Below are 25,871 nucleotides of genomic sequence, written 5' to 3'. Positions count from 1 at the left end.
TAAATGCGAAACTAAGGGAGCGACACCATGAAACACTTACCCGCAAGCAGCCTCATACCTGTCCTGGCGCTCGCCCTGACGGCCTGTTCGGCCCTGCAGCCTGCAAATGTGCCACCAGTGGCAGTTTACCGGCTTGAGGCAAGCGCACCCGGCAGTTCAGTCGCACCCGCCAATGTGACAGCCAGTATCCTGGTTGGCAATATCCGTGCGGCAGCCGGCTTTGATACCAGCCGCATGCTTTACACGCGCCAGCCGTTTCAGGTAGAAGAATTCCAGCAAAGCCAGTGGCAAAAACCACCCGCTGCGATGCTCATGCCCCTTGTGGCAACAGCTCTGGAATCGACCGGCATGTTCAAGGCTGTTCTGCAGGCCCCCAATGCGACGCTGACGACTTACCGCCTGGACCTGGAGCTGCTGAGCCTGCAACAGGACTTCAGCAGCAAACCCAGCCACGTCCAGCTCAAGCTGCGCGCCCATTTGTCAGACCGCCAGAGCCAACAGGTCATTGCCTGGCGTGAATTCAGTATCAGCATTGCCACGACAAGCGAAGATGCTTATGGCGGCGTGCTCGCCAGCAATCAGGCGGTAGCCCAGGTCTTGCAGCAATTGCGGGTATTTTGTGTAGAACAGATTACGCTGGCAGCGCAGACAAGAAAAAAGCAGCCTTGATACCTGGCTGCTTTTGATGAGGGAATCAGAAGCTCTGGAGAATCTCCAGAGCTTGCCCGTTCAGGATTTCAGGATTTGCGGCTGCACAGCAAGCCTACCAGCAGGCCGACTGTAGCGGCAGTACCCAGCGTGCCCCATGGGTGTTCCTTGACATAGTTATCGGTAGTTACCGCCACCTGTTTGCCAGCAGCGATCACGGATTGCTGTGCATCTTGTGTCATCTGCATGGCGGTATCGACCATCTTCATGCCGCGTGCGCGCATTTCATCGGCTTTTTCGCCGGTCAGTGCAGCCGCTGCAGTAAACAGGCCTTGTGCGTCTTTGAGCAATACTTTGATGTCTTTGTTGACAGATTTGAAGTCAGATTCGAGCATGATAGTTTCCTTTATCTAGAGGGAATTAAGGGTTTAGTGTCTGAGACTGCTTGTTCACTTTGTTGCCAGGGTGCTGCCATATTCCTGTTGCTGTTTACTCCAGCAGATCTCTCATGTCATCTGCATGTTCTTCTTCCTTTGCCATGATGCCGACCAGCATCTGCCTTGTCGTCGGATCGCTGTCACCGATTTTTGCCAGCATCTGGCGATAGGATTCTATGGCGACCCGTTCGGCGATGAGGTTGGCTTTGATCATTGATGCCAGGTCTTCGGTATCGTCATATTCGGCATGGCTGCGCTCAGTCAGCGAAGCCGGGTTGAAGTCAGGTTTGCCATTCAACTGGACGATGCGTTCTGCCAGCAAATCGGCGTGTGCCTGTTCTTCTGCCGCATGCTCCAGGAACTCTGCCTTGACAGGACCATTGTGTATGCCAGACACCGTGTAGTAATGGCGCTTGTAGCGCAGCACGCAGACCAGTTCGGTAGCCAGTGCACCATTGAGCATGGCGATGACTTCTTCGCGATTGCCTTGATAGCCATTGGTCACTGCACCGTCATCAAGATTCCTGGCTGCTGCGCGGATGGCTGCGGTGTCCATGCCATTGCGTAGATTGCTATTGATTTCATGCATGATGTTTTTCCTGTTAAATTAAGCTTGAAATACCCTTGAATTAAGTTTATTAAGGATGTGAAAGACAGCTAGTTGAAGCAAATTCTTTCGCCTTGCCTACTTTATAAGCCTGTGCCACGATGATTTCAGTACGCTGGCGTACATAGAGCGATACCAATTTGCAGTAGTCTTGAGGCTGGCAAAAAAAAAGATCATCCATGAAATCCAACAATAAAATATTGCGTATCAGCCTCTGGCTACTTTCTGGCATCGTCGTCGTGTTTGCCGTTGCCGTGGTGATCCTGCTCAATATGGACTGGAACCGCGCAAAACCCTGGCTCAACGAGCGCGCTAGTGAAGCAATGGGGCGGCCTTTCAGCATACGTGGCAACCTGGCACTCAGCTGGGAAAAACAACTCAGCGGGCCTGAGACCGCGACAGGCTGGCGCGGCAAAATACCGTGGCCACATCTTCAGGCGCAAGATATCCATATAGGCCAGCCGCCAGATGGCCAGGATGCTAAGGATGCGGCATCAAAGGCCACGGCAAAAGTCACAGAAAAAGTCACAGAAAAAGTCACAGAAAAAAACAACGTAAAACCCGTAGCCGTGACACCTGTAGAAGAAGACATGGCGCAGATCAATGAGGTCTCGTTTTCGTTGAACCCATTGGCTCTGCTCGACAAACGTCTTGAGGTACCCTTGCTGCGCTTTCAGGACAGCAGTCTGTCACTGCAGCGCTTTGCTGACGGCAGCAATAACTGGACCTTCAAAAAAAGTACCAGTGCGTCCCCATGGCGGCTGGAATTGCGCAGGGTGGTACTTGCTAAGGGCAAGCTGCATTATGTGGATGCCATCCGCCATGCTGATATCAATGTCGATATAGAGAGCCTGGCCACAGAAGCCAATTACGGTATCAGTTGGAAGCTACAGGGTAAGCTATATGGTGAAGCCGTCACTGGCAGCGGCAAGGCGGGTGCTATCCTGAGTCTGCAGCACCAGACTCAGCCTTTCCCCATCATGGCGCAAGTGCAAATGGGCCAGACCAAGGTTAGTGTTGAAGGCAGTGTCACCAAACCCAGCGAGCTGGCCGCAGTCGATATGCAATTGCAGATCACCGGTAACAGCATGGCGCGCCTGTATCCGCTGACAGGTTTGGTCTTGCCTGAGACCCCGGCATACAGCACAGCAGGCCGCCTCAGTGCGACCCTGGGCAAAATCGACAATCACTGGAAATATGAAAAATTCACAGGCAAGGTAGGCACCAGCGACCTCGCTGGCAGTCTTGATTACCAGACCAGGAGGGCCGACAAACAGCGCCCCCTGTTACAAGGCAATATGAGTTCCCAAGTACTGCAATCTGCCGATCTGGGACCGCTGGTCGGTGCCGACTCCAATGCCAGCAAGGCCAAGCGCGGCATGGCTGCGGTCCAACCAACGGACAAAATCTTGCCGGTAGAAAATTTCCGTACCGAACGCTGGCGCAGTATTGATGCAGACGTCAATCTGAGCGCCAACAAACTGATACGCCAGAAAGAGCTGCCGATACACAAACTGCAAACCAGGTTGATACTGAAGGATGGTGTCATCACCATGCAGCCACTGAGTTTTGAATTGGCAGGTGGCCAATTGCAGGCATTCATTACCCTTGATGGCAGTGGCGGTGCCAAGAACAAAGTAAATGAAGAGGACAGTGAAGAGACCAAGGCGCATGCCATACGGGCAAAAATGCGGCTCACTGCCAGGCATATACAGTTGCAAAAATTTATCCCCACACTGGCCGCATCGAAGCTGACAGTAGGCGAGATCAATGCTGACGGTAATCTGACTGCCACTGGCAATTCCGTAGCTGTCCTGCTCGGGTCTTCGAATGGTGAACTCAGCAGCATGATAGACCATGGCTCGGTCAGCAAACTCTTGCTGGAAGAAATGGGGCTGAATATAGGCAATATCATCCTGACCCGCCTGTCCGGTGACAAGCAGGTCAAACTGAATTGCATGCTTGCTGATTTTGCCGTGACCGATGGGCAAATGAATGCACGCAGCTTCCTTATTGATACCGACGAAGCCTTGATCGATATCAGCGGCAGTATCAATTTGCAGAAGGAAGATCTGGACCTGACCATCAAACCCAATAGCAAAGGCTTGCGTGTGTTCTCCTTGCGCGCACCTTTATATGTGCGCGGCTCATTCTTGCATCCACAAGTGTCGGTCGATAAGGGCGTGATGGCCTTGCGTGCTGGCGGTGCCATAGGTCTGGCCTTGCTGACCCCATTTGCCGCGCTACTGCCCCTGGTAAGTGCCGGGCCGGATCAGCCCAGCGGTTGTGAGGCTTTACTCAAAACAGCGAAAAAGTGAACCTGTGAATTAAGCTTGCAATACAAGGAATCAATATAAAAAAATAACAGTCTTTGCAAAAAGACTGTTATTTTTTTGGGAGGAAGCAAGTTACTTTAACAACTTGCTTCAGCTTTACTTCAGTAAGTTATTTAATACCTGCTGCTCCTGATCATGCTGGCAACTTCACGGGTCTCGGCCAGCACATCATTGACGGCCATTTGCAGCGTGTATTTTGCTTCTTCTGCTTCGCGTACCGATTCCGGCGTGCGTATCAGATGACGGCTGCGCTTGTTGAGGGCTTTTTCATATACCTTGAAGGCAAATTGCATTTCTGTGTAATCCATGGTGTTCTCCTGTTCTCTTGATTGTTAGCTTATTAGCTCATCATCACTTCATGTTTTCGTGCTGTAATGGGCGCGCACTGAATCCACCCAAATTTCGTCTGCCATGTCTGGCCATTGGTCGGGATCAAAGCCAGGCGCACTGTCGAAATGGCTTTTCTCTATGTTCAAGATGAAGCGTTTATTGACTGTGTCCAGCGCCAGCGCAGACCACGGTATGGCAAACAGTTTTTCGCCTATACCCAGCAAGCCGCCGTGAGCAACGACCACATAGGCTATCTTTCCGGTATGAGTATCAAGCATGATTTCTTTGACTTCACCCAGATTTTCATCAGCGTGGTTGACGACATTGTCACCTGTCAGAGTACGTGCGCCCATCAAACCAGGGCCAGGGCCCTTATGCGCATTGTTGCCTTGGCCTGTATCGTAAATGTTGGAATTAATATCAATCATTATCTTTTCCTTCAAAGCATTGGAGCTTTCAGTATGTGCGTGGCAATGGATGTGATCAGTTCGATAGCGCACAAAGAAAATAAATTTTTAGCGCCGGTTTGAACTACCGGAAAGAGATAAGCAAGGAGAGACCTTGTGGGAAACAATCTATGAGTCTTGCAATGAAAATTTGTAATTCATTAACGAAAATGGCGCCACAAAAGCCTTAGCCTGTAGCGCCAATTTATTCTATTCATTTATTCTATTCATCATCCACAAAAACGAAATGCTGCTGTTCATAGACCAGGGTCGTCATCCTGACCCCTGCGATCTGTGCCTGCAGCGCTTCGTCATGCAGTCAAACGGTCATGCCGTAGTAGCTGTGTATGGAATCTGCCCAGGCCTGGTTTGCCATATCTGGCCATTGATCAGAATCAAAGCCAGGCGCATTTTCAAAACGGCTCTTTTCTATGTTCAGGACAAAGCGTTTGTTGATAGTGTCCAGCGTCAGTGCAGACCACGGTACCGCAAACAGTTTTTCGCCTATGGTCAGAATGCCACCAAAAGCCACGACCGCGTAGGCAACACGGCCAGTGCGCATGTCCAGCATGATTTCTTTGATGTCACCTAGATTTTCATCGGCCTGATTGACTACATTATTACCCGTAAGAGTGTTGGCACCCATCAGTTCAGGGCCTGGACCTTTATGACCATTGGCTGGGTCACTAGGGATGTAAGTACTTGAAGTAGTATCAATCATTATCTTGTCCTTCTGGGTGAGTAGAGAACAGAGCATGCGCGCACATGCAATTCTTAACAGTTCGATAGCACACATAAGAAGAACTTTTTGACAGCAATTTTGAATATATCCTCGCATGCTTGTCCTTGACCTGATCCTTCACTGGCCAATTTGTTGAAAGAACAAGCCGTGGAGCACAGTTTATGCAGATACTGACGACGATAATTCTGCAGGAATGTGAATTCATATTGCATACGGTCAAACATTGCTAAATACGGTTTTCCATCAGGCAATTCTCTTATACCTTTCGGTCTAATGCAGTAAATAAATTCCGGCAAGCATCGCGTCAAAAAAATAAAAACATGACAAGAGTTCAGCGTGCAGGACATTTGATACTTGATTTTGCTATTTTATTTATATAGTTTCGCGACCGGGGCAGGGCAATGAAGACGACGTTGAAAACCAGACTCATGCTGGTGATGGGTATCATGAGTACATTCATGCTGTTGTTGGGGCTGACAGGTCTGTATGCGATGAAAGCCTCGCATGACAGCTTGAAAAGTAGCCATGAAGAGCGCAGCCTGGGCCTTTATAAACTCGCCAATATGGACAAATTATTATTGGCAAACCGGCACGCCATCCTGGCAGCGCTGGCAGAGCCGGATGCCGGAAAACTCAGGACGGGTGCCGATACCATAGAACACGACAGTCGTACCATAGAGCAGTTATGGCTGGATGTTGCAACACTCCCCATGTCCACGGATGCGAGGAAAAAAGCTGACGAACTCAGTGCAGCACGGCTCAGCTTTGAGCATGCCGTGACCCTGCCCGCGATCAAGGCCATGCAGGCCGCAGACATGGCCAGCCTTCGCGAAATCAACCAGGCTGCAGACAAACTCAATGGCCCCGTCATCAGCGCCATGGACAGCTTGCGCACCCTGCAACTTGATGCACTCAATAAAGAATACGGCAGCGCCGAGGCTGACTATGCCAGGATAAGCAATCTGATGTGGGCCGCCATAGTCCTGGGCCTGGCGCTGTCAGCAGCACTGGCTTATTTCCTCATCCATGTGATCTACCAGCAGCTCGGCGGTGAGCCTGCTTATGCAGCGCAAATAGCCAGACAAATAGCAGATGGTGATTATGCTGTCAGTATCACACCAGATGTGCATGACGATGCCAGTTTGCTGGCCTCACTGCAGCAACTGCAAAGAGGGCTGGAAAAAATCGGCAAGGACATGCATCTCCATACTGGCAGCATTGTCAGGACATCCGTGCAAATACAGAGTAGCAATGCGCAACTGTCCTCACGCATGGATCAGCAGTCCGCCTCGCATACGCAGATTAGCCTGGCCGCCCGGGACCTCAGCACAACTATACGCCAGAATTCAGAGCAGGCGCGCCAGGCAATGCAGCTTGCTGACGAAGCCAGCGAACTTGCCAATAAAAAAGCGCAGGCGGGCAGCGGGGCAATGGCTGCCATGACAGAATTGCGGCATGCCTGGGACAAGCTGGACACCAACATCCAGGTCATAGATGAACTTGTTTTTCAGCTTGATACCGCAGTGCTCAGGAGTACGGTAGAAGGCAAGGCTGTTGAGGTGGCAGAACGGGTTGAGGGCAGCGATCTGCACTTTGCCACCGTCGCATCTGAAGTGCGCGGCCTTGCACAAGGCGCTGCCTGTGCCGTGCATGAAATCAAGAACCTGCTCAATGAGTCATGGGAAAGCCTTGACCGCGCTGGCAGGCTGACCAGCCAGAACAATGCCGATGCAGAAAAGTTGCTGTTCGCCCTGCAGCATGCGAATAAGCTCATGGCAGGAATCGATGGCGCAGGCAAAAAACAGGAAGCAAACCTCAGACAGATCAGGCATGCCGTCAGTGATCTCGACTATGCCAGCCGCAAGGACGCTATCCTGCTCGGCACCGCCATGACAGCTGCAAAATTAATGGAACAGCATGCCAGCCATCTGACGCACCTGAGTAATGGATTCAAACCTGGCGCAGGGCACAAGGCGAAGTCGCAATTGCAGGTGGTCAGTGCAATGGTGACCGAGCATGTGTCACACAAACGCCCGGACTTGCGTATCGTGCGTACCTGAGCCCTGATTCTTGCAAGCAGTGTTTGTTTCGCCGGCGAGTGTCATGTCACCCAGCGCTGGCCGCAGGAGTCCCCTGCCGTGCCGTGGAGACAACGGGGCTAGCGTAGAGGAAAGAAGAATTTCTCAGGCTTGCCTGCATGTAGTCCTGCGATTTCCATCGAAAAATATTTTTAAAAATAGCTTGCAAATAAGTAGTGCGCTATTTAAAATGCAAAGCATGAAAACCGCAAACGTCAAATCAGCAGCAAAAGCAGAGCAAGCCGCAACGCCGCAACTCGGTGACCAGCTTTGTTTTGCCCTGTATTCGACTTCGCTGGCCATGAATAAGCTGTACCGCAAATTGCTCAAGCAAATGGGGATCACCTATTCGCAATACCTGGTGCTGATGGTCTTGTGGGAACAGGATGAGCAAATCGTCAATGACATAGGCGAGCGCCTGATACTGGATTCAGCCACGCTGACGCCCTTGCTTAAACGCATGGAAGCGCAGGAACTGATCACCCGTGTCAGGTCAGTAGCAGACGAGCGCCAGGTCATCATATCACTGACCAAAGCAGGCAGTGATTTACGCAAGCAGGCAGCCAGTTTGCCAACTTCGGTCTTGTGTGCAACAGAATGTTCAGCCGATGAGGCGCGTGACCTCAAGCAAGAGATATTGAACCTGAGGGCGGCATTGATGAAGAATGTGTGAGGGTAGTTCAGAGATTTTTTGAATATTAAATATATAGTGTGCTATTTAATAGTTTGTTATGTTTATTTGTGCTGATTTGCATTGATGGCGTAGGAGCGGCTTTAGCAGCGAATGCTTGATCACTATGAATAATCGACACGGCTGAATGTTCGCGGCTAAAGCCGCTCCTACGGGATATTACAGACATGGCTGATGTTGAAGAGATAGCTACTGGCACTTTAAGCATGGGCGATTTTGTCTGCCCGGGAGTTTGTTACATCTTCAGCAGTTTTGCAAATATATAGCGCACTATTTAATAGTTAATTATTTAAATTCATGGCTAGAAAAGTCTGGAAAAAGATTTTAGCAAGAAGAAAGAAAACCAGTTTGTAGCACCCCAACGTAGTCACCGCGCAGTACTCACACTGCCATAACATGAAAAGGAAATGACCATGACACACCTGAAATCCCTGCTCGCTGCAACAGCCATCAGCCTCTCCATCAGCAATGCCTTTGCAGCAGGCAGCCCCGGTGTTGAGCTGACTACCCAGGCCTTCTTGCAAGCGCTGGAAGCGGGAGGCGGCAAGCCGCTGGAACAATTGCCAGTAGCTGATGCACGTGGCGTACTGGTCGGTGCACAGGCTGGCGTCAAGCTGACATTGCCTGCTGCCGATGTATCTGAAAAAATCATCAAGGTCGATGGTGGCGACATCAAACTGACGATCGTGCGCCCGGCTGGCATCAAAAAAACCTTGCCCGGCTTTATGTATTTTCACGGTGGTGGCTGGGTACTCGGCGATTATCCTACCCATGAAAGACTGGTGCGCGACCTGGTCGCAGAATCTGGCGCGGTTGCCATCTTCGTCAACTACACGCCTTCACCAGAAGCTGGTTATGGCGTTGCCATCCAACAGGCTTATGCCGCTACCAAGTGGGTCGCTGAACACGGCAAGGAAATCCAGGTTGATGGTAGTCGTCTGGCTGTCGCAGGCAACAGCGTAGGTGGCAATATGGCGGCGGTGGTCAGCCTCATGGCCAAGGACAAGGGCGGCCCCAAACTGCGTTCACAAATTCTGTTGTGGCCGGTAACAGATGCCGACTTCAATAATGAATCCTATAAGCAGTTTGCTGATGGCCACTTCCTGACACGCAATATGATGAAATGGTTCTGGGACAATTACACGACTGACGCAGCCAAACGTCAGGAGATTTACGCATCACCATTACGTGCGACTAATGAGCAATTGACAGGCCTGCCACCAGCCCTGATACAAACCGCAGAATTCGATGTCCTGCGCGATGAAGGCGAAGCCTATGGCCGCAAACTCGATGCCGCAGGAGTCAAGGTCACGACAGTGCGCTACAAGGGCATGATTCATGATTTTGGTTTGTTGAATGTGCTGGCTAAAGTACCGGCAGTGCGCTCAGCGATGCTGCAGGCAGGTAGTGAGTTGAAGGCGAGTTTGAAGTAAGGGATATTTGAACGTCGGTAATTCTGTAGGTTGGGCCGGGCCTCGCCAGGCTAAGCTTCACCAGCCCAACACTGGGCGGTTGACTAACGTATACGTTTACCATTGGCACAGTGTTGGGCTGATAACCCGTAGCCCAACCTACAAGCTGCTAGTGCGCACGGTGCATTACCCTACAAAATCGTAATTCCAATGTTGTAGGTTGGGCCGGGCCTCGCTAGGCTAAGCTTCATCAGCCCAACACTCGGCGTCCAAATGACGTACACGTTTGCAAATGCTAAGTGTTGGGCTGATACCCAATAGACTAACGAGGCCCGGCTCAACCTACGTGCTAATGGTGCGCACGGCGCACCCTACAAATGCCCGGCAACGAAGCAGAGATTCGCAACAACCTCACCGCTTGAACGCCAACAACAAAACCCCGCCCGCCACCATGCCTATACCTGCCCATTCCCGCAAGGATGGCCGTTCATCCAGAAACGCAAAAGCAAATACCGCCACCAGCACCAGGCTGAATTTATCTACGGGCGCGACCTTGGATGCATCACCAAGCTTCAAAGCGCGGAAATAACATACCCATGAGGCACCCGTAGCCAGGCCAGACAAAGTCAGAAACAGCCACGTCTTGCCAGACAGCTCAAGCGGGTTTGCCCATTTACCGGCATACACCACAAACAGCGACAGCACGACGATGATGATAGCGGTACGGATCAGGGTGGCAAGGTCAGAATCCACGCCCTGTATGCCTATCTTGGCAAAAATAGCGGTCATGGCTGCAAACATCGCCGACAGGGCGGCCCAATAAAACCAGGCGTTGGATGTACTCATGGTTTGCCCCTGGCTTTCAAGTTTTGGATTGCGCCACGTTCAGCCTGTAAAAACCTGCGGCGGGATCATTTTGCACCGTCTCTGCTGTAATCGTCGCATTCTCGTCACTGAAATGCACAGGTGGCAGGGTGATGCCATTGATGACGGCTTGCAGTGTATAAGCGGGCCCGCTGCGCAAATTGTAGGGAATAAAGCCGCGTGACTGAGTGATTTCCTGCTCGAACAGGCCATGCATCTGGATGATGAAACTGACTGGCGGTGTACAGGTCTTGTACAACTGCATGAATGGTGGTGCGCTGCTGCCGCTTTCCACCACGCGCAAGACATAAGATTTGTTTTCCAGGTCCTGCTCGATCTGGGCGATATAAGCGGCGGTGTCGTTCAACTGCATCCTGTCTGACACGTATTCCCGGTTCTGGAAGTTGGCCTTGGCGAGGATGGTGCCTATGATATGGGTGGGGATCTCCAGCGTGTGGCCACTCTCTGTACGCGCCCAGTTCGCAATGACAAGGTCGCCTTTGTTGATGGTGAGAAACGCTTCGTAGCCAGTATTGTTGACTATGGTAATCGCCATGGGGAAACTCCTTGCTGAAGATAGACAGGCTCGGGGACAGGATTATTTTACCTTGTATTTTGATTAAGACAAGCCAGCCCCTTCATGCATGCGCAAGACATTGCGCATTTGCCTGACTTCTTCCAGCGGGCTGCGGCCAAACAGGCGCTTGAATTCACGGCTGAACTGCGAGCTGCTTTCATAACCCACGGTATTCGATGCGGTATAGGCATTCATGCCTGAACGTATCATCAACAGGCGCGCCTTGTGCAGTCGCATGGCCTTGATGTACTGGATAGGCGTGGTACTTGTGACCTGCTTGAAATGCAGGTGAAAGGCGGGCAGGCTCATGCCCGATTCACGCGCCAGACTATCGACATCAAGCTTGTCGCTAAAGCCATCGTGTATTTTGCGCAAGGCACGGGTGATTTTTTGAAAATGACTGCCCTGGCTCAATGCCGCCCGCATTGCTGCACCCTGTTCACCCATGAGGATGCGGAAATAAATTTCTCGCACGATGGCAGGTGCCAGTATCCTGGCTTCCAGCGGTGATGCCAGTGCCTGCAACAGGCGCAACACGGCGGCTGCCAGGGTATCATCCACCTCGGTGGCATACATGAAGGTGGGGGTAATTGTGGCGTTGGCAGGCACATCGGTTTGCAACTGCTGCGCTTCCTGCACTGCCAGTGCCAGTTCGGCTGCCAGCGTCTGTTGTATGCCCAGGTGTATGCCCAGCATCGGTTGCTCGGGGCTCGCCTCAGTGTCCGCTTCAAAAGGCATGGGAGCAGATACGACCAGGTATTGCCGCGCATCATAGGTGTACATCGCTTCACCCAGATAGGCCCGTTTGCGCCCCTGCACGATGATGCAGATGCAGGGTTCATACATCACCGGCGTGCGGCTGTAGGCTTGCTCGCTACGCATGAAATGCACATAGTCGAGTGCAGATGCAGTAAAACCTTCCTGCTGCGCCATGGTGGCGACCATAGTGGCCAGTTGCTGATTGATGTCGTCCTTGTTTTGCATGTTTTGCTTATATTTTGCTTGTATCTTGCTTGTGTGTTTTGCTTATGGATGACCAGAGAGGAACAGGCATTCATCATAGCAATAATCCTGGGCACTTTGCTCGCCGAATTGCTGCCAGAAATAGGATTAGGCAAGAATCAGAAAGTTTCCGGCATTTAGCTTATGACGCAGGCTGCCTATCATGGCTACATTCCGCAATCAGCGGTCATCCTTGAAAGGCAGATCATGAAACAAAAAACCTGGTTAATTACTGGTGCCACCCGTGGCATAGGCGCAGCCATCGCCAAAGCCGCACTCGATGCTGGCGACAAGGTCGTTGTCACTGGCCGCGATATCAACAAACTGCAAAGCCAGTTCGCCAGCTATGGTGACAAGGTGCTGGCACTGACACTTGACGTCAATGATGAAGCCCAGGCACAAGCAGCCGTCAAGGCAGCCTGCACACAGTTTGGCAGCCTCGATGTGCTGGTCAATAATGCGGGCTATGGTCAGCTGGGTCTGTTTGAAGAAATCAGCACGGCAGAGATACGCCAGCAATTCGACACCAATGTGTATGGCAGCATGAACATGGCCCGCGCCGCCTTGCCGGTGATGCGCGAGCAAAGACGCGGGCATATCTTTAACCTGTCATCAATAGGCGGTGTCGCCGGTTTTGAAAGCGCATCGGTGTACTGCGCCAGCAAGTTCGCCATAGAAGGTTTTTCAGAATCGCTGGCGCTGGAAGTGGCACGCTTTGGCATACACATCACCATCGTTGAACCTGGCTTCTTCCGCACTGATTTTCTGGATCAGACTTCGGTACGCTATGGTGATAAAGCCATCGCTGACTATGCCAGCAATGGTATCAACAGCCGTGAAACTTTTGCCAGCTACAATCACCAGCAAGCCGGTGACCCTGTCAAACTGGGGGCTGCTGTGGTAACCATCAGCAATCTGGCAGAACCACCATTACGTTATGCAGCAGGTTCAGACGCGATAGAGATTGTTGGTGCCAGCCTCGAAAAACACCAGCAAGAGTTGCAGCAATGGCGGGTCTTGTCGGTATCGACAGATGGGGATTTTGCGTAACGCAGGTATCGCAGTAGGGTGCGCCGTGCGCACCGTCTTTGAATCATGTTGAACAAAAACGGTACGCATGGCGCACCCTACAAAAGCACCTCTCCACTATCTTTGTCAAACTGACAAAATGTGACATACTGGCACGATGTTGTTGTGTAACGGTGACCAGGGAGAGGGTGGATGCAGCTTGTTTCATATCTATCAGCGCGTGCAGGAAAGTGGATCAAAGGCACCGCCCTGATCGCCAGCTTGCTTGCCAGTGGCATGATACAGGGTACAAGTCAGGCTGCAGGTCAGGCTGCAAGTCAGGCCGCCAGCGAGATCAACTGGTACGTCTTTCCCTTGCCACCCCTGTATATACCCGAGGGGCCGGGCAAGGGGGAGGGCATTGTTGATCTGGCCCTGCAACGCCATCTTATTCCCAACCTGCCGGGCTACCAGCACAAGTTCATCAACGTGCCACTCAAGCGTCTCGAGCTCATGCTCAGGGATGAAGGCAATGCATGCGCGCTTGGCCTGTTCAAAAATGCCGAGCGTGAAAAAACCATGGTTTTCTCCACGCCATTCTTTGCCCAGATACCACCCGGTGCCATGATACCGCGTGCGCAAATTGCCCAACTGCGCCCTTATCTGCTCGCCGGTGATAAACTCAATTTCAGCAAGCTGCTTGAAGACGAAGTGCTGACTGTCGGTGTGCAAAGTGGCCGCAGCTACGGGGCAGCGATAGACGATCTGCTGGCGACCTACAAAGGCAAGAAAAATATCTTTTTGAACAGCGCCCCAAATGCCGCAAAAAGCCTGTTCCAGATGAATGCCCTGGGCCGTGTCAACCTCATCCTCGGCTACCCGTATGAAGCCAATTTCCTCAACAACCGCGACAGTGTTGATTTTGTCGATCTAAAATTCTATCCGCTGCAAGAGCAACCGGCTTTCCTGTCCGGTTATGCTGCCTGTTCCAAAGGTCCGTTTGGCGAGCAAGTCATCGAGCAGATCAATACCATACTCGCCCGCCGCGACATACTCGAAGCCATCGCCGCCTATTACGAAGGCTGGTTGCCAGAAGATGCGCACCCACTGGCGCGCCAGGTGTTTAACCTGGCTTTTCCTGTCAAGGCAAGAGCACGTAAATAAAGCGGCCGATAAATAATCTTTGCAGGCGCAGACCTGCCACGTAATTGATTGTAGAATAATTACCCTCACTCCTTAACCTTAGCTATCCTACTTACTGGCTTATTCATTATGGCAAACGACACGACGACAATATTCAGTACTTCAAGCACACTTAACTGCATAGTCAAAACCGATTTTCAGACGTCAAGCACGCGCGTGATGGCGACCCGATGCCAATGCGCCTGCCGGGCTGGCGTTTGATGCCGATAATCAACTGTATTTTGCCGACAGCGGTACAGGATCCATCCGCATTGCCAGTGATACAGGGACGCGTGTCTTTGCAACCGGCCTTGGCAGGCCCAATGGCATCGCATTTGGCAGCGACAATCTTTTATATGTCGCCGATACCGGGGCCAATATGCTGAAAGTGATAGACCAGCAGGGCAAGGTGCGTGATCTGGCTGCCATCAACCGCCCCGTTTACATCAGTGCGCATGGCAATGATCTTGTGGTTGAATGCAATGACGGGTAGATCAGCAGGTATGATCAGAGCGGCAAAGGTGCAGTGTTCCACAAGCTGGCGACACCCTCCACCGGCTTGGCTATTGATGCCGAGGGTAATATTTATTTCGGTGGTAACTGGGACGATAAACATCGGCCCTTGATCCACAAGATAAGCAAAACTGGCCAGACCAGTGTGTATATGACTGGGCCATGGTCCCGCAAGTTCGATGTATTGGGTTTTACAAAAACGGGCTACCTGTTCTTTGCGCAAGGCAATGACATGATCCACTTGTGGCAATCAGAAGAGATGAGTTTCGCCAGGAGTGCTGCTTACCCTGGCTATGCCGCTGTCAGGCGTGATTTCAATTTCCCGCCAGGCTGAGGTCATGATGACTTTTGCCTCAGCCCCTGTTCACCATGCAACTTGACAGATTCGACCGCCAGTTACTCAATCTCGTGCAGCAAGATTCCAGCCTGGCAGCTGAGCGCCTGGCTGAACAGGTGCCGCTGTCACCATCTGCCATACAAAGACGCCTGCGCCGCATGCGTGAGCAGGGTGTCATCCTGCGTGATGCTGCAATCGTTGATCCGCTTAAAATTGGCCGTCCGAATTTTTTCATCGTCTCACTCGAAGTTGAGCGCGAACGGCCAGAACTGCTGGCGCAACTGCGCACCTGGCTCAATGAGCAGGAACATATACAGCAAGCCTTTTACGTCACCGGCGAAGTTGATTTTGTCCTCATCGTCACCGCACCCCATATGGAAGCCTTTGATGCCCTGATGTCGCGCCTCATGCAAGAGAATGTCAACGTCAGGCGCTTCACCACCAATGTCAGCCTGGGTCTGGTCAAGCGCGGTTTGACTATCCCTGTGCCACTCGACGAGGCTGAATAAATACAGCTCAGTCCTGGGTTTCACCTGACAGAGGCGTCGCCAGCATGGACGGGCGGTTGATGAATGTTTCATACCATGCCACCAGCCTGGGGCGACCATCCCTGAACCCGGGCAAGCCACGAAATTCCAGCCAGCTCAAGGATGTTGCCACGGCGATGTGGCCGATATGGACTTGGTCATCCACATCCAGCCCTTGCTCCAGCCAGTCATAGCTGGCCAGCAGCTTTTGCGTATGACCATCACGTAGCGGCGGGTAGCGCAGGGCTTCCGGGCGGCGCGAGGTTTCCCAGCGCACGGCGATGCCAGAATCTGCCATGCCCTTGGCCACCGCCTGCACCCGCAAGGCATGCCAGTGCGCCTCACCCTTGCGCGGGATCAAGGGCCTGCCAGTGTGCAGGGTATCAAGATATTCACAAATCACGTCAGAATCAAACAGCGGCGGCAAGCCGGGCCGAGCCAACACTGGCACCTTGCCCAAAGGGTTTTGCGCATACACAGCTTCATTACGATTGGTCGGGCTGGTTTCATGATGGATGACTTCTATCTGCCCGGCCAGGCCAGCTTCATGGGCGAATACCAATGCCTTGCGGGCATAGGGGGAATGGGTTTGGTAGAGTAGTTGCATAATGAAAGCGTCCTGAGTTTGCATGAAAATATAACAAGCCTGAGGGATATTCCACTGGCTGTGCTGAAAAGACATGCTAAATCAGAGTGTCTGAATTTTCCCCGCATTTGTCGCATTGTCCATGCGGCTTTTCTGCAATATAGCTTGTCTCACTCATGCGACTTGCCTATACTGAGCCAAGACCAATACCAATATCAATACCATAAAGGGAGACACCATGAAACGTTTCGCGCTGATTTTTCTGGCTTTGTTAAGTTCCATGATTTTTCCGAATGCCTATGCGGACAACCCGTCTGATGCTATCGATATGGTTGAAAAAGGTCTGGCCTATGTCAAGAAAAACAGTATTGAAGCGCTCATTAAAGAGGTCAATAACAAAAATCCTGAATTCATCAAAGGCGATCTTTATCTCGTCGTGCGCAGTCTGGATGGCACCACTCTCGCCCATCCCGTCAATCCCAAGCTGGTAGGCAAAAACATGATTGTCTTGCCAGATGCAGACGGTAAACTCTTCCGCAAGGAAATCGTCGAAGGCGCAAAATCCAAGGGCAAGGGCTGGGTCGATTACCGCTACAACAACCCCGTCACCAAACAACTGGAAAATAAATCCACCTACTATGTACGCAGCGGTGACTACACGCTCGAAGCAGGGATTTATAAAGGCAATTGATGCAGCATGCAGTGTTCAGACCTGGTGGGCGTAAAAGCCCTAGTTCAGTAGGGTGCGCCATGCGCACCGCTGTTTGCATACACCAAGAAAATCCCGGTGCGCATGGCGCACCCTACCTGGAGTTGATCATCAATTCCATGACACTGCAATACGCCTTGCAGTAGGTAAGACGTATCGCAATGCCTGCATGTACGCGGCATGTACAGCATCGATATTTCTCCCTCGTTTGCAACGCTCTCATGCGGCGCATTACAATGCGCCCTACGGTCACGGCATTAATGCGACAGACCGTTACTTCATTTGCCTGCACTTGTTAAAGCTAGTAAGATCGGCATCGCAATTATGGCTGGCACGGCAACGTCGGGTTGATACTGTGCGCAAATTTCACTGGAGTGTAGAGGATGTTTTATGGTACCAAATTCTTTGGGCAGGTTGAGTCCGTTGATCGTCACTTGCATATAGCGACACGATCCCATCATTTTTCTTTGATACCTCTGGTTTATCAGGGCAGCTATATTGTGATCGACAATACGCATGCCCTGCGTATTCCCATCAATTTCAAATCTATCGCCTTTGCATATTTGAGGTTGCTGATAGGTGCTGTGATTATTGTGTCGATTTTATCTATGTTGATCATATTGTCCGGCAGCCCAATCGACCGCGACGCATGGTGGTTTGTCGCCGCTTGCACGGGTGTGATAGCCCTGTCTTTCACCGTTGCCTACTACAGCTTTAAATTCGGAAAAGCAAGCGCAGAAAAAAAGGCGCAGATGATCGCATTCATAGAAAAGAACAAAGTAAGCATAGTCAAACTGGGGCCTATGCGGGTACATGCTTATTGAATAAAGATATGGCATAAGCCCTGCGTCTTTATGACACCGTCCTGAACTCACTTATCTCCAGACGTATCTTGTCTATTCCGCTGCGCCGTATGCCATTGGTAACCGATACCAGGCTCGCGTGGCTGGTCATGAAGCTTGGTTTCAAATATACCGCTGGCGGCAACGCTTCGGTCTTATTTATCTGCGACAAGCGGGTTTGCATTTCCTCAAGAGATATCACATGCCCGTCCCACAATATGCTGTCATCAAAATCTATAGCAATTTGTGTCACGGATATTTCCATCATGCCGTCGCAGCTAACATTTGCCAGGCTTGACAGTTTCCATAGCAACATATCCCGCTGCCTTGGTACCCCAATGAGCATTACCATTATCAGCACCAGAATAACGCCGATCAAGGGTGTCATATTCATGCCCAATAAACGATCACTGTCTTCGTCTGGTCTGGCTGAAGTTGAAAAAAACATGATGGCATCCTGGTGGAAGTGTGATGCTTTAGCATTACATTAATCTGTTGAGGATGCAAGTAGCATGTTCCTGATTTACAGGCATGGCAAAACACCAGTTGCCATGATGCGGGAAAAATACCCTCAATCTTCTTCCAGCTTCACTCTGCGTGCCGTAATCGTGAAATAATTTTCTTCGTCTTTTGCAAGTACATCAAAAGAGTACTTGAAGTCGATGATGATGTCCGGCATGTCTTGAAAAGGCTCAAAGGCAGTCAATTTTCCTTTGAGTTCTTTAATTTCCATTGGTCTGCCAAAAAAATTAGTGCTCCCCGTTACGCATGACAATGCTCTGGTGACATTGGCAGCCATGAATTCGCCCGAACTGTTTTTGCTCAACCAGTTACAAAATGCTCTGCTTTTGTCGTCTGCTCTGTCGTCTGCTCTGTCGTCTGCTTTATACTGCTTGCATACTCTTTGATACGAGAGGATATCGACATGGCGGACAAAGAAAGTAATGCTGCGGCTCTGATCGATTTTCAAGTCGCTTGAAAATGCTTTTAGCTGTTCGCAAAAAGCCGGGGCTGTCTTGTTGTCGGCGTTGGCGTTAATGCTTGCACATGCGCACAAGAGCAAGGCTGTGTATAGTTTGCTTGAAAATTTCATGTTGCCTGCTGATAGATATCTTTGATGCTTATGCGAAGTCGGCACGGTAAGGATGAGATGGGCACCATTAAGTGCCTTATGGAGCAGGCACTCATAAAAATACCCCGGAATGAGATTAACTCAGGCCGGGGTATTTTCAGCGTGCTGGCTTTTGAGCTTACTTCGCAACCGGCAAATCACCATGGCTGGCGGGAGACGCCGTTACCTCCAGGTCAGCAGACTGGCTGGCTGAGGCTGAGCTTTGCTCGGTGGCAGATGCAGCGACGTTTTCTGTACTGGCTGCCGTAATCGTATCGGCCAGGGTTTTGGGAGCTGGCACGGGGGCGAGCTGTAGAGGTAGCCCGCTGGCCAGCAGTTGTTTTTTCTCTGCTGGCAATTGCTGATACAGCTCCCATTGCCTGGTTTTTTGGGCAGTCTCGATTTTCTTGGCCTGTGCGTAGTTCAGGCGGGCAATCTGTTTTTGCTCTGGGCTCAGTTGCGCCCACAGTTCCATGCGCTTTTGTATGCGTTTTTGTTCTTCAGGTTTCAGGCCCGGGTAGCGGTCGGCGATGGTGATCCACTTTGCCTTGTTCTTGTCGTCAAGCTTGCCCCATTGGCTTAGCAGCGGGGACAGGGTCTTTTGCTGGGCTGCGCTTAATTGTGACCATTCTGCTTTGCCGACCAGGCGCGAGGCTGGTCTGGCATTGCCTGCGGCCAGTTTGGCGGCATTGCTGGCCTGCAGGCCGGCGACAGCAGCCTGCCCGGTTTCATGGATATTAAAAAACAGCAAGCCGGCCAAGGCCGTAATGCCCACAATAGCGCTCAGGCTGGCTATATCTATGGTGTTGTTCACTGGTTTCATGACGCCACTCTCGAATTGATCGAATCAGGATTACTGCAACAGGCCCTGAAATTGCGTTTGTAAAATCTCGCTTGTATGAACATGAGACCATATTGCAGAGATGAAGTTTCCTCCATTGTAAACTTCATTTGGATTTTCGTCAGCGTCACAGGGCATCGCGTTGAGCGCTGGCTGCTTGTTTCACGCATTAATCTGTCAATTAAAGCAATCAGTTCCATCACAGTGATAGCTTTGTGGGCACACTGAGATACTTATCATCCCTGCCCGACCTGATGCATGCTGTCGAATTTGTCCATTTCCATCTGCCACAGCCTGGCCTGCTCACGTAGCCAGGTGGTAAAGGCCAGCACCTCGGGCAGTGCCGCACTATCTTCCCGCAAGACCAGCAGGTTGTCGCGAGAGCTAGGGCAGATGGTATTGTTAGCCAGTATCAGGCTGCCAGCCTGCAGGCGTCTCCATGCTATCGACAGGCGGCCCAGGGCGATGCCCTGGCTGCGCTGGGCAGCTTCCAGCAAGACATCGGCATCGTTATAGGCTTGGCCTTGCAAGCTGAAGTCCTCAGGCAGGCCAGCGGCAGCCAGCCATTGGGCCGGGTCCAGTGACAGGTGTTGCAGCATCATTGATGCTGGCCACAGGCGCGCGTCTGTACCCAGCCTGCTCCTGAGTTCTGGCGATGTCACTGCCAATAAGCGGTCGGTGAACAAGGTCTCGCAAATCTGGTCTGTACTTTGCCTGGCACCGTGGCGTATCGCCACCATGGCCACACGCGGGGCAGGGCGCACCAGTGCGTAGTCGGTATCAATGATCAGGCGTATATGCGGGTGGGCCGCACTGAAGCTGGCCAGGCGTGGCAACAGCCATTCTTTGGCGATGGATGCCAGGGTGGAGATGTGCAGGGTCTTTGTTGCTGCATCTGCCGGTGGGTAAATCGCCTGGTGCAAGGCAGACAGGGGGCCGGCAAGGCGAGTCAGCAGGGCTGCGCCGTCATCGGTCAGGCTGACTTTGGGGCCCTGGCGCTTGAACAGGGTCAGGCTGCTCCAGTCTTCAAGCTGGCGTATCTGGCGGCTGATGGCACCCGGTGTCAGACTCAGTTCATCGGCAGCCTTGCTAAAACTGCCCAGGCGCGAGGCCGCCTCAAAGGCTTGCAGCGTGAACAGGGGTGGCAGTTTTCCTTGCATATTGAATTTTCCTCACTTTCATATTGCGAAAGTATCGTTTTTTGTCTGCCTATATTACGACAATAATTAGCCCATCGAAACTTGACAGAGGAAAGACCATGCAGGCGATCATCGTGAACCAGTTTGACGGGCCTGAGCAATTGCTTTTGCAGGATGTGCCTGCACCCACGCCCACAAGTGAGGTCATCGTCAATGCAGCATGGGCGGGTATCAATTTTGTTGATATCTACCAGCGTGAACGCCGCTACCCCGGCGTTAAACAGCCCTGGCCCATGGGCATAGAGGGCACAGGCATCGTCGCCAGCGCACCGGCGGGCAGCGGCTGGCACGCGGGCGACAGGGTAGCCTATACCACAGGTGTACAGGGCACTTATGCCAGCCAGGTGGCCGTGCCTGCCGCGCATCTGATACGCATACCCGATGCTGTCAGCCTGCGTGATGCCTGCGCCGCCATAGAGCACGGCCTGACTGCCATCATGCTGACTGACGATGTCGCTCGCCTGCCAGCATCCGGATCGGTACTGGTACACGCTGCCGCTGGCGGTGTTGGCGGCTGGCTGGTGCAATTGCTGGTGGCACGCGGCTTGACGGTATTTGGCACGGCATCGTCCGCCAGCAAGGCAGACTGGCTGCGCAGCGTTGGTGCACAGCCAGTGGCGTATGAAGATGGCAAAGACTGGGTTGCCCACATCCGCGATAAAACCCAGGAGCGTGGCGTTAATGTGGTGTTTGATTCCGTCGGTAAAAGTACTTTCACCCAAAGCCTGGATGTCGTCGCCCCTTGCGGCCATGTCATTTTATTTGGTGCCGCCAGCGGCCAGCCTGATCCTGTCGATGTCCTGCAACTCATGCGTAAGAGCATCTCCCTGACACGGCCTGTCTTGCCGCATTATCTGACGACTCCGGCGGTCTTGCAGGCGCATGCCAGCAAGGTGTTTGATTACCTGTCCACTGGCACGGTCAAGCTGCGCATCCATGCCGAATATGCACTGGCAGATGTGGCGCAGGCCCATACGGCATTGGCAGAACGCGGTACGCAAGGCAAGCTTTTATTGTCCATCAATTCTCAACTTGTTTAAGGAAACAGCATGTCCAGCATCACAACAAAACTGCAAGAACTTGGTCTCACCCTGCCACCCGTCAAGGCCCCGGCAGCAAATTATCTCAGCTACACTCTGCAAGGCAACCAGCTCATCATCGCCGGGCAGATAGGCAATCCAGGCACAGCCAAAGACGGCGTGCTGGGTGCGGGTGGTTCAGTCGAGGCAGCACACAAAGAAGCACAAATGGCAGCGCTGCGCCTGCTGGCCGTCATTGATGCAGTCACCGGTGGTGACATAGAGCGCATAGCACAGGTGCAGCGCCTGGGCGTATTCGTCGCCGCCAGCCATGACTTTGATGGCCATAGCGCCGTAGCCAATGGCGCATCTGATCTCTTCGTTGCTGTCCTCGGTGAGCGTGGCCGCCATGCCCGCACGGCAATAGGCGTCTCCAGCCTGCCAACGGGTGCAGCGGTGGAAGTCGATGCGATAGTCACTTTGGTGGCCGCATGATCAAGCCCGTGATCAAAAGCGTGCTCACTACTGAACAACTCGCGCAGTTACGTGCGCAAACACCCGGCCTTGATCAAGGCACGCACCTGAATCATGCCGGTGCCTCGCTATTGCCACGGGCTGCCCTGCAAGCCATACACGCCCACCTTGATCTCGAAGCGCAGGTCGGCCCCATGGAGGCTGCCCTGCTGGTGGCTGACAGACTGCAAAGCCTGCGCGAAGATGCAGCAGCACTGATCAATGCCAGCTGCGATGAAGTCGCCCTCATGAGCTCAGGCTCCAGTGCCTTTGGCAGTGTATTTGCCGCCATGCCAGAATTAAAGCGGGGCGACAGAATACTGACAGGGCGACAGGAGTGGGGCGGCAACCTCGCCAATTACCAGCGTGCCGCACAGCGCGCGGGTGCGACGGTAGAGACTATCCCCAGCCAAGCAGATGGCAGTGTCGATGCAAATGCCCTGGCACAAATGATCGACAAACATGTACGCCTGATTTCACTGACCTGGCTACCCGCCAATAGTGGCCTTATCAATGACGCCGCTGCCGTTGGCCATATCGCCGCCGCGGCTGGCGTGCCCTACCTCATCGACGCCGGGCAAGCCATGGGGCAAATAGCGGTTGATGTCAAAGCCCTGCAATGTGATGTGCTAAAAAGCGCAGGCCGCAAACACTTACGCGGGCCACGCGGCACCGCCTTGCTGTATGTGCGCAAATCATTTCTCGACAAGCTGGAGCCAGTCTGGGTCGATGTCTCGTCTGCCCCCATTGCGGCAAATGAAACACATCTGCGCAATGACGCCCGCCGCTTTGAAACCAGCGAAGCCGCAATCGCCCTGCAACTGGGTCTGGCAGAATCGGTCAGGCTGGCACTGAACACGGGCGTCGCCCAGCTGGGCGCTGTCAGCGCCGCATTGGCAGCATCTTGCCGCCAACGTCTGGCAAACATACCGGCCATCAGCCTGCATGATCTGGGGGACGGCGCACGATCCGGCATAGTCTCGTTCAACTTGCAAGGGCATGATGCGATGAGCCTGAAAAACAAACTCGCCCAGCAACGCATTTATATAGGTGCAAACGGCGTGCCCTACACACCGCTGGACATGCAGGTGCGTGGCTTGCACAGCATCGCGCGGGCTTCGTTTTCTTATCTGAACACTGAGGAGGATGTGGAGATATTGGCACGCGCGCTGGAAGCGCTTTGATTTTGTAGGGTGCGCCGTGCGCACCGCCTGCTAACTTATTCAAACTTCACGGAGCGGTGCGCACGGCGCACCCTACTGGGAATATGCATGCTCTTCACTATAGCCGTGACGTAGGGTGCATTGCAATGCGCCGCGTGGTTTCACAATATCCCGGGCAGAAATTCTGCGTCATTCTTTGCGCACACATGTGCCTTCTTCTAACAAATCCTGCTGTTCTGGCATAATCCATCCACGATTTCATGATGGAGATGGCAGATGCAACGCTGGCGACACGCAGGTGACAGGAAAAATTTTGGTGACTGGCTGGTCCTCACCATAGATATACAGATGGATGAGGCGGGCCTGCAAACGGCCTGCGAGCAATTGATTGCTGCTACATCTGACATGGAAAAATTTCTTGATCTTGGTAATGGAGAACAGTCCAGTGATTACAAGATCATCTTCAGGCATGGCGACACCATCGTCCATGAACGTGCCTTCTTCCATGAAGCGGTAAAGTTTGCTGCCCTGAGATCATTGGTATCGCAATATGTGAGCCAGGTCAATCATGAGAGTCATGCCTGGCAAGATGAATTTCATCCCAGAGGCAGTTATGCCATTGCAGAACTGGCCCTGGCTGATCAAAACTATATACCGCAATTCGCCAGGCTCCTGTTCAACTGGTACATGGGCCATGAGACCTATCATTACAGGCTCATCGATAAACTCTTTGAAAAATACGGCTATACAGAACAGACACTGTTTTTGCTGGCAGCGCGTGTTTGCGCCGATGGCCAGAATAGTGGTGAAAATGTCTTGCGTGCCATCTATCGTCATGGCTTCAAACGGCAAATCGTGCTTGAGGATTTTGTCAGCGTTGCACTGGCGATTTTGCCTCATCCTGAATCTGCCTGGCAATTACGCGAATTCGCCCGCATCTATGCAGGCGAGGGCAAAGCGCAATATGCGCAGGTCTCAGAAATTTTCCTGAACGCCTTGCGCAAGGATAAAAAATTTGCGGCGGTGATGGGTGAAGTGCAGGACAGTTTTGCTGAAGAATATGATGAACACCAATTGATGGAAGTCGCTGGTTTTCTTGCCGACGAAACCCTGGGCGACTGGAACGAAGGGTTGGATGAAGCCCTGGTAGAGAGTACGGATTTGAGCAAGTTGCTTCTTTTGGATGCAGCTTAGGCTTGGTTAACCCTGATGCTACAAGCGTAATGGATGCCGTGACGTAGGGCGCATTGCAATGCGCCGTATGGTTGTACAACAACCCGGGCGAAAATCCTATGCCGTTTATCGCACACACATGCGGCGCATTACAATGCGTCCTATGGCTCGCAGCTTTTCTACATCCACGTAGAAACAGGAAAAAATGACACGCTGGGTGCGCCATGCGCACCGGTCTTTGTCATCAATAAACCCGGTGCGCACGGCGCACCCTACAAAGAATTTGTCTCTGTTGCCCACGTGCCTAATCTGCTTAATTGACAAAACTCCCGCCCGTATGGTTTCATCTGCAATCCTGTCTCTTGCGAGACAAAGAGAAAACATACAAAAAATCCGGGGCGATACCATGGGACTATTCGATTTTTTCAAAAGCAAGCCAGCCGCACGCACTTCGCTGGAGCAATTGTCTTATAACATCGCCTACCAGATATTGCCGCATTATGTCTTTCGCCAGGCAGCGCAATTGTTTGATATTGTCGAAAAAGCCGACGAGAATTCCCACTACCTGTTTTACCACCTTGGCTGCAAAGCGCAGGAAATCCCCAGCTTGCATGAAGAAGCCACGCAATACCGCTGGCATCAGTGTGAACTTGATGCCAACCATACTCTGCTGGTGCTGGCTTATCCCCAGGCCACGCCGGTTGATCTGACGGGCAAGTCGCTGGAAGAAGTCAAGCAAAGCGCAGGTACCTGGGTGCTGGCACCGCATTTCTCGGGCATCGTGCGTAACAAGTCCAGCCAGCATATCCGTTACTATGTATTAGGCCAAACCTCCATGGGTGGCGGCACGGTCTTGCGCGAGATTGATGACATGGGTACGAATGCCAATCTGGGTGCCGGGCCACAACCTACGCTGGATGCCTTCGTTGATCTCATGCGGCAGCGGCTTGGTCAGCATCCCAGCATCCCCTGATCATT

29 protein-coding genes and 1 pseudogene are annotated in these 25,871 nt (G+C 52.3%); 17 read left to right on the top strand and 13 right to left on the bottom strand.

Features of this window, described 5'->3' with window-relative positions; translation table 11 throughout:
* The first annotated feature begins 27 nt into the window (after positions 1–27).
* Positions 28–669, top strand: a complete 642-nt coding sequence (locus ACO0LI_RS15395) for an ABC-type transport auxiliary lipoprotein family protein (RefSeq protein ID WP_423033430.1) — start codon at positions 28–30, stop codon at positions 667–669.
* A gap of 68 nt (positions 670–737) precedes the next feature.
* Here the strand turns inward: ACO0LI_RS15395 and ACO0LI_RS15390 are convergent, their stop codons facing one another.
* The gene (locus ACO0LI_RS15390; protein ID WP_423033428.1) at positions 738–1,043 is read right to left on the bottom strand and encodes a DUF883 family protein; all 306 of its coding nucleotides are present in this window, start codon (positions 1,041–1,043) and stop codon (positions 738–740) included.
* Positions 1,044–1,137: 94 nt separating this feature from the next.
* Complete coding sequence (locus ACO0LI_RS15385) at positions 1,138–1,674, bottom strand: ferritin-like domain-containing protein (protein WP_423033426.1); 537 nt, start codon at positions 1,672–1,674, stop codon at positions 1,138–1,140.
* Between the two features lie 197 nt (positions 1,675–1,871).
* Between ACO0LI_RS15385 and ACO0LI_RS15380 the strand changes: the two genes are divergently transcribed.
* Positions 1,872–4,010: an AsmA family protein gene (locus ACO0LI_RS15380; protein ID WP_423033424.1), complete on the top strand. Its 2,139-nt coding sequence runs from the start codon at positions 1,872–1,874 to the stop codon at positions 4,008–4,010.
* A gap of 131 nt (positions 4,011–4,141) precedes the next feature.
* Here ACO0LI_RS15380 and ACO0LI_RS15375 read toward each other — a convergent pair whose 3' ends face one another.
* The 3 genes from ACO0LI_RS15375 to ACO0LI_RS15365 form a co-directional block, all read right to left on the bottom strand.
* On the bottom strand, positions 4,142–4,336 hold the full coding sequence (locus ACO0LI_RS15375) for a hypothetical protein (protein ID WP_422952967.1): 195 nt from the start codon (positions 4,334–4,336) through the stop codon (positions 4,142–4,144).
* 48 nt (positions 4,337–4,384) lie between these two features.
* Positions 4,385–4,786: a PRC-barrel domain-containing protein gene (locus tag ACO0LI_RS15370; RefSeq protein ID WP_423033422.1), complete on the bottom strand. Its 402-nt coding sequence runs from the start codon at positions 4,784–4,786 to the stop codon at positions 4,385–4,387.
* A 337-nt stretch (positions 4,787–5,123) separates the two neighbouring features.
* The gene (locus tag ACO0LI_RS15365) at positions 5,124–5,525 is read right to left on the bottom strand and encodes a PRC-barrel domain-containing protein (RefSeq protein ID WP_422952965.1); all 402 of its coding nucleotides are present in this window, start codon (positions 5,523–5,525) and stop codon (positions 5,124–5,126) included.
* 422 nt (positions 5,526–5,947) lie between these two features.
* Between ACO0LI_RS15365 and ACO0LI_RS15360 the strand changes: the two genes are divergently transcribed.
* The 3 genes from ACO0LI_RS15360 to ACO0LI_RS15350 all read left to right on the top strand — a co-directional run bounded on the left by ACO0LI_RS15360 (position 5,948) and on the right by ACO0LI_RS15350 (position 9,748).
* Complete coding sequence (locus ACO0LI_RS15360; protein ID WP_423033420.1) at positions 5,948–7,606, top strand: Tar ligand binding domain-containing protein; 1,659 nt, start codon at positions 5,948–5,950, stop codon at positions 7,604–7,606.
* A 217-nt stretch (positions 7,607–7,823) separates the two neighbouring features.
* Positions 7,824–8,297, top strand: a complete 474-nt coding sequence (locus tag ACO0LI_RS15355; protein ID WP_423033418.1) for a MarR family winged helix-turn-helix transcriptional regulator — start codon at positions 7,824–7,826, stop codon at positions 8,295–8,297.
* Positions 8,298–8,728: 431 nt separating this feature from the next.
* Positions 8,729–9,748, top strand: a complete 1,020-nt coding sequence (locus ACO0LI_RS15350) for an alpha/beta hydrolase (protein WP_423033416.1) — start codon at positions 8,729–8,731, stop codon at positions 9,746–9,748.
* 390 nt (positions 9,749–10,138) lie between these two features.
* Here ACO0LI_RS15350 and ACO0LI_RS15345 read toward each other — a convergent pair whose 3' ends face one another.
* The 3 genes from ACO0LI_RS15345 to ACO0LI_RS15335 all read right to left on the bottom strand — a co-directional run bounded on the left by ACO0LI_RS15345 (position 10,139) and on the right by ACO0LI_RS15335 (position 12,152).
* Positions 10,139–10,573, bottom strand: a complete 435-nt coding sequence (locus tag ACO0LI_RS15345) for an EamA family transporter (RefSeq protein ID WP_423033414.1) — start codon at positions 10,571–10,573, stop codon at positions 10,139–10,141.
* A gap of 16 nt (positions 10,574–10,589) precedes the next feature.
* Positions 10,590–11,147, bottom strand: coding sequence for a hypothetical protein (locus ACO0LI_RS15340; protein ID WP_423033412.1), 558 nt, complete (start codon positions 11,145–11,147; stop codon positions 10,590–10,592).
* A 63-nt stretch (positions 11,148–11,210) separates the two neighbouring features.
* A complete protein-coding gene (locus ACO0LI_RS15335; protein WP_423033410.1) occupies positions 11,211–12,152 on the bottom strand; it encodes an AraC family transcriptional regulator in 942 nt (313 codons plus the stop codon).
* 225 nt (positions 12,153–12,377) lie between these two features.
* On the opposite strand from ACO0LI_RS15335, the gene ACO0LI_RS15330 reads away from it, so the two are divergent.
* The 5 genes and pseudogenes from ACO0LI_RS15330 to ACO0LI_RS15310 all read left to right on the top strand — a co-directional run bounded on the left by ACO0LI_RS15330 (position 12,378) and on the right by ACO0LI_RS15310 (position 15,719).
* A complete protein-coding gene (locus ACO0LI_RS15330) occupies positions 12,378–13,220 on the top strand; it encodes an oxidoreductase (RefSeq protein WP_423033408.1) in 843 nt (280 codons plus the stop codon).
* 171 nt (positions 13,221–13,391) lie between these two features.
* On the top strand, positions 13,392–14,342 hold the full coding sequence (locus ACO0LI_RS15325) for a TIGR02285 family protein (RefSeq protein ID WP_423033406.1): 951 nt from the start codon (positions 13,392–13,394) through the stop codon (positions 14,340–14,342).
* 229 nt (positions 14,343–14,571) lie between these two features.
* Positions 14,572–14,733, top strand: a pseudogene (locus tag ACO0LI_RS15320) (hypothetical protein); the annotation flags it as partial.
* Positions 14,734–14,886: 153 nt separating this feature from the next.
* A complete protein-coding gene (locus ACO0LI_RS15315) occupies positions 14,887–15,207 on the top strand; it encodes a hypothetical protein (protein WP_423033404.1) in 321 nt (106 codons plus the stop codon).
* Between the two features lie 35 nt (positions 15,208–15,242).
* The gene (locus tag ACO0LI_RS15310; protein WP_423033402.1) at positions 15,243–15,719 is read left to right on the top strand and encodes an Lrp/AsnC family transcriptional regulator; all 477 of its coding nucleotides are present in this window, start codon (positions 15,243–15,245) and stop codon (positions 15,717–15,719) included.
* Positions 15,720–15,726: 7 nt separating this feature from the next.
* On the opposite strand, the gene ACO0LI_RS15305 is transcribed toward ACO0LI_RS15310, so the two are convergent.
* Positions 15,727–16,344 (bottom strand): glutathione S-transferase family protein, encoded by a 618-nt coding sequence (locus tag ACO0LI_RS15305; protein ID WP_423033400.1) that lies wholly within the window; start codon positions 16,342–16,344, stop codon positions 15,727–15,729.
* Positions 16,345–16,561: 217 nt separating this feature from the next.
* On the opposite strand from ACO0LI_RS15305, the gene ACO0LI_RS15300 reads away from it, so the two are divergent.
* Together ACO0LI_RS15300 and ACO0LI_RS15295 are read left to right on the top strand one after the other, a co-directional pair.
* Positions 16,562–17,014, top strand: a complete 453-nt coding sequence (locus ACO0LI_RS15300; RefSeq protein ID WP_423033398.1) for a cache domain-containing protein — start codon at positions 16,562–16,564, stop codon at positions 17,012–17,014.
* A 401-nt stretch (positions 17,015–17,415) separates the two neighbouring features.
* Positions 17,416–17,856 (top strand): hypothetical protein, encoded by a 441-nt coding sequence (locus tag ACO0LI_RS15295; RefSeq protein WP_423033396.1) that lies wholly within the window; start codon positions 17,416–17,418, stop codon positions 17,854–17,856.
* 28 nt (positions 17,857–17,884) lie between these two features.
* Here ACO0LI_RS15295 and ACO0LI_RS15290 read toward each other — a convergent pair whose 3' ends face one another.
* From ACO0LI_RS15290 to ACO0LI_RS15275, 4 genes are all read right to left on the bottom strand, one after another.
* Positions 17,885–18,322, bottom strand: a complete 438-nt coding sequence (locus tag ACO0LI_RS15290; protein WP_423033394.1) for an ExbD/TolR family protein — start codon at positions 18,320–18,322, stop codon at positions 17,885–17,887.
* Between the two features lie 123 nt (positions 18,323–18,445).
* Positions 18,446–18,673, bottom strand: coding sequence for a hypothetical protein (locus ACO0LI_RS15285; RefSeq protein WP_423033392.1), 228 nt, complete (start codon positions 18,671–18,673; stop codon positions 18,446–18,448).
* A 451-nt stretch (positions 18,674–19,124) separates the two neighbouring features.
* Complete coding sequence (locus tag ACO0LI_RS15280; protein ID WP_422952946.1) at positions 19,125–19,808, bottom strand: DUF3106 domain-containing protein; 684 nt, start codon at positions 19,806–19,808, stop codon at positions 19,125–19,127.
* 254 nt (positions 19,809–20,062) lie between these two features.
* Positions 20,063–20,986 carry a LysR family transcriptional regulator gene (locus ACO0LI_RS15275; RefSeq protein WP_423033390.1) on the bottom strand — a complete coding sequence of 308 codons (924 nt, stop codon included), beginning with the start codon at positions 20,984–20,986 and terminating at the stop codon, positions 20,063–20,065.
* Between the two features lie 98 nt (positions 20,987–21,084).
* On the opposite strand from ACO0LI_RS15275, the gene ACO0LI_RS15270 reads away from it, so the two are divergent.
* The 5 genes from ACO0LI_RS15270 (at position 21,085) to ACO0LI_RS15250 (ending at position 25,866) form a co-directional block, all read left to right on the top strand.
* Positions 21,085–22,065, top strand: a complete 981-nt coding sequence (locus tag ACO0LI_RS15270) for a quinone oxidoreductase family protein (RefSeq protein ID WP_423033388.1) — start codon at positions 21,085–21,087, stop codon at positions 22,063–22,065.
* A 9-nt stretch (positions 22,066–22,074) separates the two neighbouring features.
* Complete coding sequence (locus ACO0LI_RS15265) at positions 22,075–22,539, top strand: RidA family protein (RefSeq protein ID WP_423033386.1); 465 nt, start codon at positions 22,075–22,077, stop codon at positions 22,537–22,539.
* Positions 22,536–23,741 (top strand): aminotransferase class V-fold PLP-dependent enzyme, encoded by a 1,206-nt coding sequence (locus ACO0LI_RS15260; protein ID WP_423033384.1) that lies wholly within the window; start codon positions 22,536–22,538, stop codon positions 23,739–23,741. Before ACO0LI_RS15265 ends, ACO0LI_RS15260 begins: the two co-directional genes overlap by 4 nt.
* A 255-nt stretch (positions 23,742–23,996) precedes the next feature.
* Positions 23,997–24,914: a hypothetical protein gene (locus ACO0LI_RS15255; RefSeq protein WP_423033382.1), complete on the top strand. Its 918-nt coding sequence runs from the start codon at positions 23,997–23,999 to the stop codon at positions 24,912–24,914.
* A 385-nt stretch (positions 24,915–25,299) separates the two neighbouring features.
* Positions 25,300–25,866: a hypothetical protein gene (locus ACO0LI_RS15250; RefSeq protein ID WP_423033380.1), complete on the top strand. Its 567-nt coding sequence runs from the start codon at positions 25,300–25,302 to the stop codon at positions 25,864–25,866.
* Positions 25,867–25,871 lie beyond the last annotated feature (5 nt).

Origin of the sequence: Undibacterium sp. Tian12W (assembly GCF_049339405.1) — a bacterium.
GTDB lineage: Bacteria > Pseudomonadota > Gammaproteobacteria > Burkholderiales > Burkholderiaceae_D > Undibacterium.
Note: the sequence above shows the minus strand (reverse complement) of the source record. Positions and strands in the feature narration are given on the sequence as shown.